The organism is Chryseobacterium tructae (genome assembly GCF_030409875.1).
Classification (GTDB): Bacteria; Bacteroidota; Bacteroidia; order Flavobacteriales; family Weeksellaceae; genus Chryseobacterium; species Chryseobacterium tructae.
In genome coordinates this window covers 466766-482136 of record NZ_JAUFQR010000003.1, presented here as the reverse complement: position 1 = coordinate 482136, position 15371 = coordinate 466766, and the positions used below count along the sequence as shown (strand labels likewise).

The 15371-nt window shown below is 35.9% G+C and carries 15 protein-coding genes and 2 pseudogenes; 11 read left to right on the top strand and 6 right to left on the bottom strand.

What is annotated here, in order from left to right:
* Nucleotides 1-4 precede the first annotated feature (4 nt).
* From QWZ06_RS25925 to QWZ06_RS25905, 5 genes are all read right to left on the bottom strand, one after another.
* The gene (locus tag QWZ06_RS25925) at nt 5-355 is read right to left on the bottom strand and encodes a hypothetical protein (RefSeq protein ID WP_290302013.1); all 351 of its coding nucleotides are present in this window, start codon (nt 353-355) and stop codon (nt 5-7) included.
* Between the two features lie 221 nt (nt 356-576).
* The gene (locus QWZ06_RS25920; RefSeq protein ID WP_290302012.1) at nt 577-741 is read right to left on the bottom strand and encodes a hypothetical protein; all 165 of its coding nucleotides are present in this window, start codon (nt 739-741) and stop codon (nt 577-579) included.
* Between the two features lie 9 nt (nt 742-750).
* A complete protein-coding gene (locus tag QWZ06_RS25915) occupies nt 751-2553 on the bottom strand; it encodes a beta strand repeat-containing protein (protein WP_290302011.1) in 1803 nt (600 codons plus the stop codon).
* Between the two features lie 5 nt (nt 2554-2558).
* Nucleotides 2559-3038 (bottom strand): T9SS type A sorting domain-containing protein, encoded by a 480-nt coding sequence (locus tag QWZ06_RS25910; RefSeq protein WP_290302009.1) that lies wholly within the window; start codon nt 3036-3038, stop codon nt 2559-2561.
* Nucleotides 3039-3197: 159 nt separating this feature from the next.
* Nucleotides 3198-3905 (bottom strand): LytR/AlgR family response regulator transcription factor, encoded by a 708-nt coding sequence (locus tag QWZ06_RS25905; protein ID WP_290302008.1) that lies wholly within the window; start codon nt 3903-3905, stop codon nt 3198-3200.
* Between the two features lie 194 nt (nt 3906-4099).
* Between QWZ06_RS25905 and hflX the strand changes: the two genes are divergently transcribed.
* The 10 genes and pseudogenes from hflX to QWZ06_RS25850 all read left to right on the top strand — a co-directional run bounded on the left by hflX (nt 4100) and on the right by QWZ06_RS25850 (nt 14664).
* Nucleotides 4100-5323 (top strand): GTPase HflX, encoded by a 1224-nt coding sequence (hflX, locus tag QWZ06_RS25900; RefSeq protein ID WP_290302006.1) that lies wholly within the window; start codon nt 4100-4102, stop codon nt 5321-5323.
* Nucleotides 5323-5952: a DUF4919 domain-containing protein gene (locus tag QWZ06_RS25895; RefSeq protein WP_290302004.1), complete on the top strand. Its 630-nt coding sequence runs from the start codon at nt 5323-5325 to the stop codon at nt 5950-5952. Before hflX ends, QWZ06_RS25895 begins: the two co-directional genes overlap by 1 nt.
* Before the next feature lie 24 nt (nt 5953-5976).
* A complete protein-coding gene (locus QWZ06_RS25890; protein WP_290302003.1) occupies nt 5977-7254 on the top strand; it encodes a cation:proton antiporter in 1278 nt (425 codons plus the stop codon).
* A gap of 108 nt (nt 7255-7362) precedes the next feature.
* On the top strand, nt 7363-8301 hold the full coding sequence (locus QWZ06_RS25885) for a terpene synthase family protein (protein ID WP_290302002.1): 939 nt from the start codon (nt 7363-7365) through the stop codon (nt 8299-8301).
* Between the two features lie 56 nt (nt 8302-8357).
* Nucleotides 8358-9076 (top strand): annotated as a pseudogene (locus tag QWZ06_RS25880) (DNA alkylation repair protein).
* 133 nt (nt 9077-9209) lie between these two features.
* Entirely contained in the window at nt 9210-9878 is a 669-nt protein-coding gene (locus QWZ06_RS25870; RefSeq protein WP_290301997.1) for a hypothetical protein, read from the top strand.
* A gap of 17 nt (nt 9879-9895) precedes the next feature.
* Entirely contained in the window at nt 9896-11923 is a 2028-nt protein-coding gene (locus QWZ06_RS25865; RefSeq protein ID WP_290301996.1) for a hypothetical protein, read from the top strand.
* Entirely contained in the window at nt 11924-13162 is a 1239-nt protein-coding gene (locus tag QWZ06_RS25860) for a hypothetical protein (RefSeq protein WP_290301995.1), read from the top strand. It abuts the gene before it with no gap.
* 27 nt (nt 13163-13189) lie between these two features.
* On the top strand, nt 13190-13528 hold the full coding sequence (locus QWZ06_RS25855) for a DUF6122 family protein (protein WP_290301994.1): 339 nt from the start codon (nt 13190-13192) through the stop codon (nt 13526-13528).
* A gap of 66 nt (nt 13529-13594) precedes the next feature.
* Nucleotides 13595-14664: pseudogene (locus tag QWZ06_RS25850) on the top strand (calcium:cation antiporter).
* Nucleotides 14665-14706: 42 nt separating this feature from the next.
* On the opposite strand, the gene QWZ06_RS25845 reads toward QWZ06_RS25850, so the two are convergent.
* Complete coding sequence (locus QWZ06_RS25845) at nt 14707-15087, bottom strand: group III truncated hemoglobin (protein WP_290301992.1); 381 nt, start codon at nt 15085-15087, stop codon at nt 14707-14709.
* Nucleotides 15088-15230: 143 nt separating this feature from the next.
* Between QWZ06_RS25845 and QWZ06_RS28065 the strand changes: the two genes are divergently transcribed.
* Nucleotides 15231-15371 (top strand): hypothetical protein, encoded by a 141-nt coding sequence (locus QWZ06_RS28065; RefSeq protein WP_353960039.1) that lies wholly within the window; start codon nt 15231-15233, stop codon nt 15369-15371.

The window sequence follows — 15371 nt, the reverse complement described above, 5'->3', positions numbered from 1 at the left end:
CGATTTATTTTATGTTAACTAATACTTGAATTTTTCCAATCTCTTTTTGATTGTAATCCTGAAGGGCCTTTCCGATAGCCTGTCCTATTCTTACCTTTTTAGGATTTGCTTTCATAGCAATACCGGCTTTAGATGAGGTAACCAAAAGATCGCCTCTTTTTATGGCTCCGTTTTCCAGACATACTTTAGTTGGAATCACACCAATTACACCCATGGGAACTTTGTTAGAAATATCAGTGTCAATGTGTTCCTCGGTCAAAAGTACTCCTGGCTTGGTAGCATATACACCAGCGACTAGATTGGAATAAGGTTTTGAAGATTTTTCTACGGTTCTGTCAGAATTTGTGGAAATCACTAATATATCACCGGCTTCATATTCAGAAATAATCCCTTCTACATCAAACGCTTCTGCAACGTCTGCGCCGCTATTTTGTGTTCCTCCATTGAAAAACCCTGTTCCTGCTTTATTAATACGGGCTACATTGGCTGATGCGCTTTGATAGATAGCAATATTGCCTGATGGTCCCTGATGATTGACAAGTAGAGTAGAACCTGTACCATTAGTAGTTACATGAACTACTGGCTGGCCATTAGCACTGTTGAAGTTAGCAAATCTACCTGCTCTACCGGTACCAAAATTGGGGATAAAACCAGAGATGGCATTACCAGATCCGTCACAGGAAGCTTCAATACCATCACCATTTCCCCCTGCATTGGCAGTAATTCCATTTCCGTTTCCATCTGTTAAGGCTAATAGAGCAGGGCCATTCCCTGCAGGGTTTGATGAGTAAATAAGCCAGCGTAACCGCCTGTTCCTGAAGAAACCCCATATATTCCGGCTGTTCCGAAATTAGCAAACTGCGAGTTGACTTCACCCTTTAACGCAGAGGAGGTTCCGGTAACCTTATCAACTTTGAAATTCCCCGCAATACCATTTCCAACGGTTTTTACCGTTATGACATCGCTGGTATTATTTTCATTAAAAATTTCAAACCTGCCCGCTCTGCCCGTAGAAAAAGTAGGTACCCATGCATAAAGGGCATTTCCTGCTCCGTCTATATTAGTTTCTACTCCGTTTCCGTCTTTACCGGCATTCGCTGTAATCGCATTTCCGTTTCCATCAGTTAGGGCGATAAGTGATGCTCCGTTCCCTGCTGGGTTTGAGGCATAAAATAAACCTGCGCGCCCTCCGGTTCCTGACGAAACTCCAAAAACAGCAGCAGCACCAAAGTTTCCAAAAATAGTATTTACTTCCCCCCTTACAGCAGCACCTACACTATTGTTATTGTTGAGCAGAAACGATGCCGCATTTCCTTTTGTGTTATCGGGAATATTCCCATTTCCGTTAGATACTACTTCAAAAGTATTTGCATCAGTATTTGTATTGTTAAAATTTTCAAATCTACCTGCCCGCCCGGTACTATTATTTATGCCTACTTGTCCATAAACACCTATACCTGTTCCGGTCGTACTAGTTGCAACAAATCCTCTTACCCCATATCCTCCGCCATCATTACGGCCTACTATAGCTCCGGCAATATCGCTGGTTGTTCTTCCGACTATAGCTTCACCAGCTGCGTTATTATCGCCTACAACACCTGCCGACGTTTGAGAGCTCGTGATTCCGTGTATCGCAAAACCGCCAACCGCTGAGCTTCTTACTCCAGCTCCATTTCCTGATGTTGTAACGTTAACAACCGTTCCGTTTCCAACGGTGGAAACATTAAGTGCATTATTGTTATTGGCATTGTTGAGCACCGAAATACTGGCAGGAATTCCGTTGTTGCTGGTTGCTGTAAGCCCGGTTCCTGTATTACTGTTGGCATAAACCCCGGTTCCGTTGCCTGTTGCATTTCCATAGATTCCGAGTCCGTTAGGGGTAGACCCATACACTCCCCATCCGCTTCCGGCTTGGCTTCCGTAAACTCCTACGCCAAGACCTCCCGTTCCGTTGTTAATTCCTCGTACCGCAGAAGAAAACCCTCCTGGAGATGCACTGGTTACGACTCCTCTTATCGCTGCAATATTGGATGTTGTTGTGTTATTGTTTCCCTCTAAGGAGGTTCCATCTCCATCATTTGTTAATGAAAATAGAGTAGCGGCATTATTTACAACATTGGTATAGGGGATTGTAAAACTGCCACCGCCGCCGCCGGCAGATTTTGCGTACATGGCATACGGAACGCTCAGCAATTGGCTGCTTCCTGTTATCGTGTAATTTGTTCCTCCCGAAGGATCAGTTTCTGTTTTTAAATAATAGTTTCCTGAAGGCCAGTCGATAGAAGTAAATGTTCCGGAAAGTATGGTTCCTGTTCCTATTTCCATAGTGATCAGCCCATTGGCGTTGGTATTGCCGGTAAGCCGTTCAGAGTATACCAAAGTACCTGCAGGAGAACCTTGTAATATGCTTGCTTTTACAGCAATTCCCTGATTGTTTAATAGCTGCCCCGATCCGTTTCTTATAACAGCCTGATAACTCATTTTTTCAGGAACCTGTGAGAGCCCTACAAAGAGCCCGGACAGAGTCCAGAACAATAATAATATTTTTTTCATGGTGATTATTTTTTGATGATTTTGAACGTTTTTATATTTTCTCCATGCTTATTAATCCTGATGATATACATCGCAGAAGGAAGTTCGGAGAAATTGAGCTCAGATTTTGACTGTAAAATCAAATCTTTTTTGATGAGTTTGCCCTGAGCATCGTATAGCTGATAATCTGCATTTTTAAAGTCATTAGTTGTAAACTCCAAGTACAGAAAATCTTTGAAAGGATTAGGATATAACAGAATACCCTCCAGGTTTGACGCTCTTGTTTCATGCGCCGCAAGTGTTGTAATTTCATAAGGCTGTTGAACACCTTCCAGAAGCTGATTGTTTGCTCCTTTATAAAGATATGCTGTCTGGCCGATACTGTAAGAAACAGACCCATTGCCTCCTGAAATATCTGCTCCCGTTGCCAGAACTGCTGATTGAGCATTCAGATTTGAAAGAGAAAAGGCAAACAGAAGAGGAAAATGAATAAATATTTTTTTCATGGATAACAGTTTTAAGGTGATGAATTAAATGTCTTTCCATTGTAATTTGGGGAAGACTAAATTACCACCTATCCGAATCTGTTCACTGAAAAATAGACTAACGACAGGAATAATCGACTAATGGCGTTTTGTGAATTATTGTAAAGATGAAATATCTTTTTAAGGCTCAAAAAAGGATAAATTTTCTTTATAAGTTCTGCCGATAGGAAGCTTAATACGGTGGATCAGTTCAATTTCATGATAACTTTTTCCACGGATGAGATGTTTGGGAACAGCATAGCTCCTGTGTATTCTTACAAAAGAATCAAAAAAGCTTTTACGCAGAAGATTACCCAGGGAATCAAGAATACAATGGTTTTTCTCAAGAGTGATGATCCGTGTATAATCTTTGAGAGCCTCCAAATAAAGAATGTCTGTCTTTCTGATTTGAAAAATATTCCCACTTTCTTTGACCTTGATAAGATCCTGACCCAGCATGGCATCATAACATTCGCATTTTTCTTTTACCTTAAAAAAATCAAAAAGCTTCTGCATAGAGTAATGAAAACGTTCTTTAGTAAGTGGTTTGGTAATAAAATCAAGAGTATTGATTTCAAAAAAACAGGATGCCAGTTCCGGACGGGAGCTTACAAAGATGCAGGCAGGGATCTTATGTGCCAGGTTTCTGAATTCAAGGCCGCTCATTCCTTTTAAATTGGTTTCAATGATCAGAAGATCAATAGGAAGTTCAAGGTAAGGAATTGCTTTTTCAGCCGAATCAAAAGAAGCGACAATTTCTATATTTTCATACTGTTTGATATAATGCTGAAGAACCAGCCTGTCCAGTTCATCATCATCAATAATCATACATCTAATATGGGTAATCATGATCTTCTGGAATTAATTTTTAATTTAAATATTTAAAAATCAGAAAATTATTATATAAAGTTATTGAATTTTTATAAAATAATAAAGTGTTGAACTTAAATTTATATTAAAAAGTGTTATTAACTAAAAATTGATTTTGTTTTTTTTCTGAAAAATATTATCTTGTAAAAATCATAAACATAGACAGAACTTTAATGTTAGAAAAGAAAGAACATAATTATGAGAAGGCAGTCCTGGTGGGTATTATTACTCAAAATCAGGATGAAGAAAAACTGGTGGAATACATGGATGAACTGGAGTTTTTAGCTTTCACAGCTGGGGCAACCGTACAAAAACGTTTCACCCAAAAATTAACACAGCCTGATTCCAAAACCTTTATTGGAAGCGGAAAAGCAATAGAGATAAAAGAATATGTAAAGGAAAACGAAATAGGAACGGTAATTTTTGACGATGAACTCTCTCCTTCACAGCTTAAAAACCTGGAAAGGGAAATGGAAGTTAAAATCCTGGATCGTACCAATCTTATCCTCGATATTTTTGCACAAAGAGCACAGACTTCTTATGCGAGAACTCAGGTGGAATTGGCTCAGTATCAATATCTTTTGCCTCGATTGACCAGAATGTGGACTCACTTGGAACGTCAGAAAGGAGGAATCGGGATGAGAGGTCCCGGGGAAACGGAAATTGAAACTGACCGTCGTATTATCCGTGACAGAATTACTCTATTGAAGGATAAACTGAAAATCATCGATAAACAAATGGCCACTCAGCGTAACAATCGTGGAAAAGTGGTGCGTGCAGCTTTGGTAGGATACACGAATGTTGGAAAATCTACCTTGATGAATTCTATTTCAAAATCTGAAGTTTTTGCAGAGAATAAATTGTTTGCAACACTAGATACTACCGTACGAAAAGTTGTAATCGGAAATCTTCCGTTTCTCCTTACTGATACTGTAGGATTTATCAGAAAATTGCCTACTCAATTGGTAGAATCATTTAAATCTACGTTGGATGAGGTTCGTGAAGCTGATCTTTTGATTCATGTGGTTGATATTTCTCACGAAAGTTTTGAAGATCACATCAACTCTGTTAATCAGATCTTAATGGATATCAATGCTCATCAGAAACCGATGATTATGGTATTCAACAAAATTGATGGCTTTAGCTATGAGAAAAAAGATGAGGATGATCTGACGCCTAGTACAAGAAAGAATGTTTCCCTTGAAGAATGGAAAAAGACATGGATGGCTAAATCAAAGCATCCAACTGTTTTCATTTCTGCTCTTACGAAGGAAAACTTCCCTGAAATGAAAAAAATGATCTACGATGAGGTCATGAAAATTCATATCTCCAGATTTCCATACAATGATTTCCTTTTCGAGTACTTCGATGACGAAGAGGATGAAAATAACAATTAATGAAATATCATTTTTTCCTTTTATTCATTCTATTTTCGGTTTTTGGGTTCAGCCAGAAATCAAAAATAGACTTTAAGGCTATTGAAAAAAGTCTAAAAAGCTCTGATTCACCGTACAATTACGAGAAACTCCTTTTCAAATATAAAGGATATCCAAAGTCTTTAGATAGTATCGAAGCACAATATCTGTACTATGGAAGAAATTTCAGAGCCGATAGGGTAACCACATCAGATGAAGGGTTTAAAAATTTGGCAGAAGCTTTTAAGCAAAACAAGTTTGAAGACTGTATCAAGCAAGGGAAGGTCTTATATGATAAAGATCCTACCAATCTCGATATTTTGCTTATTTTGCTCAGGGCTTATGATTCTTCAAAAGATGGAAACAATTTTATGCATCACCTGAATCAGTTTAGAGCTTTGGCAGATGGAATCAAAAGTTCCGGAGACGGAAAGTCTGAGAAAACCGCTTATCTTGTCAATTCGGTGGGAGATGAATATATTCTTTTGAATATTCTGAATATAGGAAATGATTATACAAGAGGATCAAAGCCTTCAAAAGACGGAATGTTTGACATTTGGGAAAAAGGTAATCAAAAAATATACATCAAGGTCCTTTACTTAGACTTATAAATTAATTTTAAAAAAGAACACTTAGTGGAATTATATTATTCATTTTCAGCATTAATCGTGCTAGCATCCATATTTGCCTACCTTAATTACAGATTTTTAAAACTTCCGAGTACCATCGGGATCATGGTGATTGCCATTGTGGTTTCTATTTTTCTGGTATTATTCGGAGAAACGATACTTCCAAGAACTTTCGGGCATCTTAATAATTTAATGGAAAGCATAGACTTTACAGAAATTCTGATGGGAGCCATGCTTAATTTCCTTCTTTTTGCGGGAGGAATTCACATTAATATCAACGATCTTAAAGAACAATTCAGGCCTGTACTGATATTCTCCACTGTAGGAGTTGTAATTTCCACATTTGTGGTAGGTTTTGGGATGTTCTATTTACTTCCTTATGTAGGCATTCAGCTTCCGTTTATTTATTGTCTTGTTTTTGGAGCACTGATTTCACCTACCGATCCGGTAGCAGTTCTGAGTGTACTGAAACAGGCTAAAGTTTCCAAATCGCTGGAAACAAAGGTGGCGGGTGAATCTCTTTTCAATGATGGTATGGCTGTTGTGGTCTTTACAGTAGTACTACAGTTAGCCGTAGGAAAAGAAGTAGATCTTGGGGTAGAAAGTATAGGACTGCTATTGCTTCATGAAGCAGGTGGGGGGCTTTTACTTGGTGTTTTGTTAGGTTGGGTTACTTCCAGGTTAATGCGTGAAGTAGATGATTATATTATTTCCGTTCTGGTAACGCTTTCCGTGGTAATGGGAGGTTATCTTATTGCAAGACAGATGCATATTTCAGGGCCATTAACGATGGTTGCCGCAGGATTATTTATGGGGAACTTTAACATGAACTTTAAAATGAAGTCTGTTACCCAGGACTATCTTATCAAATTTTGGGAGCTGATTGATGAAATTTTGAATGCTGTATTATTCTTATTTATCGGATTTGAGCTTTTAATGATTAAAGACCTGAAACATTTTATGATCCCTGGTCTACTAGCAATCTTTGTCGTTCTTTTTGCAAGATTTATTTCCATTTGGGGGCCTACGAAATTTACTTCTTTGAGAAAAAGTTTTAGTCCGCAGACTGTAAAAGTCTTAGTTTGGGGTGGAATTCGTGGTGGAGTTTCTATTGCACTGGCGATGTCTATCCCTAAAAGCGAATATAGTGAAACGATTTTGAGTATTACCTATTGTGTAGTCGTGTTCTCCATCATTGTTCAGGGACTTACGATTGCGAAGGTTGCCAATCCTAAACAGATTGTGAAAGAAGAGGAAGAGCAAGAGAATAGTGTTTCTGAATAATGGGATTAAATATTGTTATGTTTGCAATATAATTTAACATAAAATGTAAAGGAATAAAATAAAAGGATGTTTTTTTTATTATTAATTTTAAAAAAGCAAATCCTTACTATGAAAATACAAAAAATCCTTTTTGAATATCCTTTTTTATTCAAAAGCAGCACCTACGAAGACCTATCAGAACAACTGATGATTGATTTAATAGATAAATATTCTATTTTGTCAGCCTCTCAGAAGAAAATATACAAGAAAGCACGATTGGGAAGTTTGACGGCACAGGTGTATCCAAATGCTGGAATTGACAAGTTGATCGTTTTGGGAAGATGGATGTTTTTTGGATTCTGTTTCGATGATTTTTATGGGTCACGCCCAATTAATGAATTAAAGATAGCGTGTCAAAGAGCTATTGATATTCTCAAAGGAGAGTTACCTGAAGAGGGTGAACCCGAATTTTTTCATCAGCTTACTATTATCAAAAAAGAATTTTCTCCTTTTGTGACAGATTATTGGTTCGAAAGATTGATAAGACATCATCAAGATTGGTTTGAAGGAATGGAAATTGAAACTGAGTATAATAATGAGAAGACTCAGTCATTTCCTTCAGTAGAAGACTATATGTTGATTCGTGAAAAACTGGTAGGTGGTGAATTGGTATGTGACCAATTGGAGGTGGTCTCTGACTTTATAATGACTGAAGAGATTTTCACACATCCTGACATTAAAAGATACCGTCAACTTTTCTTTAGACTTATGGCATGGTTCAATGATCTTTATTCCTTCGAGAAAGAAGCCCTGAATGGGGAAAAAATGAATTTGGTATTGGTTATTGAGAATGAAAGAAATTGCTCCCGGAGTGAAGCTTATATAGAAGCTGTTCATTTTCATAACGATGATTTGGAAGAGTTTATCAGAATAGGTAAGAATATTCCGGATTTTGGAATTCAAAATGAAGGGCTAAAAAGATATGTCCACAATGCAGAACTATTCTTAAAAGGTCAGGAAGCATGGTACAAGAACGGGACAAAAAGGTATATCATCACAGAAGAGTAATTTTTAAACCTTTATTTTCCTTTTGCAGAATAGCTTTACAAGATTTATCAATTTAAATGAGTAGTATCATCAAAGAAATACAGGAAGCCCTGGCCGTTTTGTCTATTCCTGAAAAAGCCGAATTCTTTCCAAGATTTTTTAAAACGGGTAAAGGAGAATATGGAGAAGGCGACCTCTTTTTAGGAGTGAAAGTTCCCGATCAGAGGACTGTTGCTAAGGAGTATTACTCAAAAATCAATTTAAATGAACTTAGTGAACTGCTTTCTTCAAAATACCATGAACATCGGCTTACCGCTCTTTTTATATTGATTTCAAAGTTTGAAAAGACAAAAGATAAAGAGGTGAAAGATGAAATCATAGCATTTTATCTTAATCATCTACCCTGCATCAATAACTGGGATCTGGTAGATTCCACTTGTTATAAGATTCTTGGCAGATATGCTTTTGAAAATAACAAGGAAAATCTGTTGAGAGATCTTTCAGAAGCAGAAGAAATGTGGCATAAGAGAATTGCCGTTGTGGGAACCATGCATTATATCAAAGAGGATCATTTGATCTTACCAAAGAATTTGTAACGAGAAATTTGAAACACCCACATGATCTGATGCATAAAGCCAATGGATGGCTATTAAGAGAGATGGGAAATAAGGATGAAAGAGCGTTGATAAACTATCTGAATCAGTATTACAAAGAAATGCCCAGAACCTGTCTTCGATATGCTATTGAAAAACTAGATGAAGATCTTCGTCAGGATTATCTGAAAGGACGTATTTAAAAAAATCTAAAATAAAAAAGTAGTGTTGTATCTGTCAGAAAAAGTACCGGAAAACAGCTATTTATGCTCAAAAAATCAAAGATTATAAGGATGTAAGGCTAGAATTGAGTAATTTTGTCGCTTTAAGCCAATCATGAAAAATTTTCTAAAATTATTTCTTCTATTCTTTCCTTTGCTATGCCTGACAAGTTGCTTTGATATTTTGGATAAGGTAAATGTAAAGGCTGATGGTTCGGGAGAGTATACTATTATTCTTAACGCCAGCAAAAGCAAAACAAGGCTGGCTTCCATTTCCAAAATGGAAACCATCAATGGAAAAAAAGTTCCCAAAAAAGCTGAAATTGAAAACAAAATCAATGAAGCTGCCAAAATTTTTAAAGAAACTCCAGGAATCAGCAATGTAAAAACCTCTATGGATTTTGATAATTATATCATCAAGCTGAGCTGTAATTTCAAAAAAATTGAAAATATCAATACAGGTCTTGAAAAGCTGAAAGCTCAGAAGATATTAGGTAAGATGATTCCAACACAAGTCTATAGTCAGAATTTTGAGAAAAAGACATTGACACGAAATAAAGTCAATACCTTCAAAGAAGATTATGATAAGATGAGCAAAGCAGATAAGGAAGTTTTTACTGATGCCCGATATACTTCCATTATGCAATTTGAAAGTACCGTGAAATCACAAACGAATAGTACTTATGTGCTTTCTCCCAACAAAAAAGCCCTTAAACTGGAGGCGGACATATTGGATCTGATTCTTCAGAAAAGACAAATACAAAATACCATTCTTTTTCAATAAATTTCTAAACTATAGTCATGAAATCTATATTCTTAAAAACGCAAAAAATTATTTTCATACTTTTTGGTTTTACGTTGGCTTTTGCCCAAAGCAGCATGAAACTTCCGTCAGATGCCGTATTTTATATGGAAGTCAACGGAAAGGAGCTTAATAATAAAATCAACTGGAATAAACTGAATCCATTGCTGCATGAACTTAGCAAGAAAAGTAAGGAAAAGCCTACATGGACAGATTATTCCAAAACAGGAATTAAATACGATGCCGTTCAATATCACTATGCAAGTTTTAATGATTCTATAAAGACATATAATACCCATTTTATCATTGATAATAATGAAAAGTTCCAGGAGTTTGTTCATTCTATGAAGAAAAAAGGACAGGAAGTTTTCAACAGAAAGAACTATTCTTATGTAGATATTGATGATGATATTTTTGTTGCATGGAATGGTAGTAGAGCTGTTCTCAGCATGATAAGCTATACCAAACCTTATAAAGATCTTTGGTCTTCAGAGGCAGAGGCTGTCACAGACAGTACTGCTGTTGTCGCTATTGATTCGGTTGCAGTAGATGCTAGCACAGATGGTATTTATACTGCTGAACCTGAAAAACCTTTTGATTATAAAGAGGAAATTAAAAATCTTAAGGAAGATGTTAAGTACCTGAAAGAAAGTATTAAAGATAATAATAACGAGATCGCAAGAATTCAGAAAGATATCAAATACCTACAAAAGCATCATCAATATCCTGCAGAAAAAGAAAGCGCTGAAAATCCTGAAAATGGAGAAGAAATGCCTAACGAAGCTTATGATGATGAATATGAAAAAGCCTATCAGAAAGAACAGGACTCTATCCGCAGAGAAAACTTCAAAATTGTTCAAAAGAAGGCTGAAGATAGGTTTGACCAATACTTCAGTTCAAATTTAGAAATTGATGTTCCCAAAGAAATGCTGTCGTTCAGAGATGCCAATTCCGATGTTTTTGTCTATACGGACTATGGCAGAATTGTAAATGAAGGGATTTATGGGAAGATGACGAAGTATTATGCGTATGGAGAGTTCTTCAAAAATATGTACAATTCCAACTCTTCATACAATCTGTATTTTGATAAAGATAAAGTAAGATTGGTTAATAATTATCAACATCGAAACAATGATATTCAGAAAAATATATCGGCCATTTATAAAGGAAAGAAAAATAAAAAATTGCTGGAACTGATCAATGAAAAAAGCGTCGGTTACTATGCGATGAACGTAAATGGAGCGAAATGTTTTGATATGATGTATAGCCTTCTTCAGAATTCCGGAGAGCTTGAGTACAAAAAAGAAATGGAACTGATCATGGAAACCATGAAGATTGTTCTGGATGAAGAAGCGATTGCTAAAATAGCACCAGGAAATGGAATCTTTGTTTTGAATGAATTGAAATCTAAAAAAGTAGAGTATACTGATTATGAATACGACGCTGATTTCAATGAAAAAGAAGTAAAGAAAACCAAGGAAATTGCTGTTCCTAACTTTACTTTTGCTTTTGCCACAGAGAACGAAGGCTATTGGACTCGTATTTTTGATTTACTGACTACGAATAAAAAGCTGTCTAAAAGGTTCTCTAAAAAAGGAAACTTATACACCTTTAAGGAAGAGAAAAACGGAGGCTACATTGACCAGTTGTTCTTTACTGTAAAAGATGGGGTGGTATATCTGATGAGTTCTGCAGATAATATTTTACCTGTAAACCAATCTGATATTTCTAGGAAATGGGCGAAAGACTCAGCTAAATATCCTTTATCCGGAAGATTAGATATCCAAAAACTTTTAACCGGATTAGATAAAGAATTCAAAAGTCCTAAAGAGAGAAAAGCGTTGGATGCCATCAAAAAAAATATAGGCGAATTGTATTATAAAACAGAAGTAAAAGGAGAAAGTATCCAGACTGAAATGAATTATAATATCAAAAACTCTTCAGAAAACAGTTTAATGTATTTCTTTGATGTATTCGATCAGGTTTTTAAAACAAAAGAAACCGAAAAGAAGTCACCAGTCTTATAGATGAAAAAAAAGAAGATTATTATCCCGTTACTTTTATTGCTCGCTGTTGCAATATATTTTGTGATTTTTCATAAAGATAAGAACCTTAGATACATTTCTAAGCGTGCAGATGCAGTGGTTCTAATCGATAGTAAAAAATTGACGGGACAATACCTTTTTAACTTAGCTATTCATCCTTCAAAGTGGGCAGGAAGTAAGACAAAAGGAGATCACGTAAGCTCTCCGAAAAATGCAGGAATCAGGATTCCGGACTTTTTGCAGGTTTTCCACATTAAAGACACTAAGTTTTCTGAGTGGTATAGCGTTTTAGAGCTTAAAGATGCTCAAAAATTCATTTCTTTTTTAAAAAAACAAAAGTTTACAGATCAGGGAAATAATCATTTTCGAAAGGGGCAGTTTTTCCTTATGATAAAAGGGAATCATTGTATTGTAGGAACTTCTGATCATGCTTTGGAAATGATTAATCAGGAGTTTTTCCTGCAATCTGAAAACTCTGTTAGAGATGCAGATCAGTTGATTCAGAATTCATTGGGAAGTATTTCATTCATTTCAGGGCAAAAAATTCAAAGCTTTGCTATTGAACTGAACCACGATGAAATTGAAATAAAAAATAATTCAAACCCGGAAGTTTTTAATTCAATTGCTTCAAAGCTTCAAAAAGGAAATCACTTTTTTCAAGCAGAATTAGACAAAGAAAATATTATAAATTTTACCCGACTTTTCAATAAGAGCTTGGTTGATTCCTCAAGAATTACTTCCTTAAAAGGTATTGCTGATCTAGAACAAATCAACGATACTATTATCAGCTATGGGTATGATGATAACTTTAATGAAATTGAACAAAAGACCTTTCAAAAGATTACTCAGCCTACTTATACTATAGATATTCAAAGTATAGATCCTGGAAGAACATGGAAGTATTTCCAATCTCAAAAATGGATCAATGATGAAAACCAATTCACCGCAATTCCTTTTCAACCCAATACAATCAGTCAGAATAATCATGGAGTTGTCATAAAATCTACAAGAAAAACAGTAGTATTATCGCCGTCATTAAACGCAAATTACATCTTGATCCGAAATAATGCTTTGTTGTATTCATCTTTAAAAACATTGAGTAATACAGAGAAACGAATTATTTCTGAAGTTGAGTACGTGTTATATGGAAATCAGTCGCAGAATTATTGGGTGAAAATAAAAGCGAAGAAAGGAGATTTACCCTTAATTTTACGGTGGTAATTATAGAACCTGAAAAAATATCCATTAATGGCTCCATCAGAAATTGCTTTGCTTAAAACCTGCACCCATTATTTTTTGCATTTTGTTTTTCCCGTGTTTATAGCGCTGGTCTTTTATCCTAAAGATTGGAAGCGGGTATATCTTATATTATTGGCAACAATGCTGGTAGATCTGGATCATCTTTTTGCCAATCCTATTTTCGATCCTTCAAGAGAAAGTATCGGTTTCCATTTTTTACATTCCTATTATGCCATTGCGGTGTATTTTTTGATGTTATTTTTTAAAGGAAATACCAGAATTATAGGAATTGGACTTCTGTTTCATATGTTTACAGATTATCAGGACTTTAACTTCTGGCCTCATTAAAATAACATTAATATTTTCTTTTAATATTGAAAATGTTATAGATTTTTTGTATTTTGTAGTCACGATATGAAACCTAAAGAACTTTTACACTACACCTATATTTTTCCTGTCCTTGCGGTAGGTTATTACTTTTCCGGACTGATGGGAGGCGGCGTTACTTATGATATTATTGCCGGTATTTTACTCATTGGGAGTGTTTTATCGGCAGTACACCATGCTGAAATGGTGGCTCATAAAGTAGGAGAACCTTTTGGTACCATTATTTTGGCTCTTTGTATAACGATCATTGAAGTTGCGCTGATCATCTCACTGATGGTTGCCGGCGGAGATCAGGCGATCACGCTGGCCAGAGATACCGTTTTCGCTGCCGTAATGTTGATCCTGAATGGGATTTTAGGAATCTGTATTTTGGTAGGTGGTGTGAAATATCATGAACAATTCTTTGCAAGAACTTCAGCAACTACTTACCTGGTAAGTACGGTTTCAATTCTTATTCTTACGCTGGTTCTTCCTAACTTTACATCAAGTGTCAATGGGCCTTTCTATAATGAAGCACAACTTATATTTATTTCCATTGCATGTCTTGTAATTTATGGAGTTTTCCTAATGGTACAGACAGTGAGACACAGAAGTTACTTTATAGTTCCTGATGAACATCCTGAAGAACATTATATTCCTACTTTAACAAAAACCTTGATAAGCTTCGGCTTCCTGATTGTTTGTCTTGTAATTGTCGTATTAATGGCAAAAGGACTTTCGAATACGATTGAAGGAATGGTACAAAGTGCTGGGGCTCCAAATCACTTGTAGGGGTAATTATTGCAGCCGTAGTTCTTCTTCCGGAAGGTGTGGCAGCAATCAGAGCTGCAAGAAGTAATCAGATACAATCTAGTTTAAATCTGGCATTAGGATCTGCATTAGCGAGTATTGGATTAACAATTCCTGCTGTTTCCGCAGTATGTATTACATATGATATTCCATTGGTCTTGGGATTAGATAAAAAAGATATTATCCTCCTTTCCCTTTCTGTCTTTATCGTAATGCTTTCATTAAGCCGTGGAAAAACAAATATATTATACGGAACGGTACTATTGGTGAATCTAGCTGCATATATTTTTACGGTCATTGTCCCTTAAAAGAGATATCCCGAAACTCGTATCGTGAAAATTTGCAACGCATTACAGTCTTCTCGCTAATTCCATTTTAAAGGCCATCAACTTGGCAATATTTTCGGATTTATAGATCGCCATATCAGCGTTTTCACCTACAAAATTTTCCTCAATGGTCGTTCTCCATAGTTCCAGCCATCTGTCGAAGTGTTTTTGTTCCATAGCCTGTATTTCATTGATCGGAAAGTGTACTCCCATTGGATTTCCTTTATAAGTCATTTGCCCAAAAAGAATAGATTCCCAAAAAGAATACATTTTGGGAAGATGCTTATCCCAATCTACTTTGGCAACATCATTAAAGAAGAAACCAATGGTTTCATCCTTTATTACTTTGGTATAGAATGAATTGACCAGGTGTTCAATATCCTCTCTTGATTCAAGCTTTTTCATATTCCAAATGTACTGTAAAATCAAATTGAATAAGTAATGATTCGATTGATAAAATTCATGAAAACAATATTTTATCTTTGTACCCGGAAATAGAAGTAGGTGAATGATCATGGAGTAAATTATTCAGAAACAAATGATATAAGATGACAAGAGGGTTCAGAAAAAAGATCCGCCAGAAAAACACTGAAAATAGTGGTTTTGGAAGCAATGCCTCAGGAAGGTTTATCAATAAGGATGGCCTCCCAAATGTGAAAAGAACAGGAGTGAATGTTTCAACAGCCTGA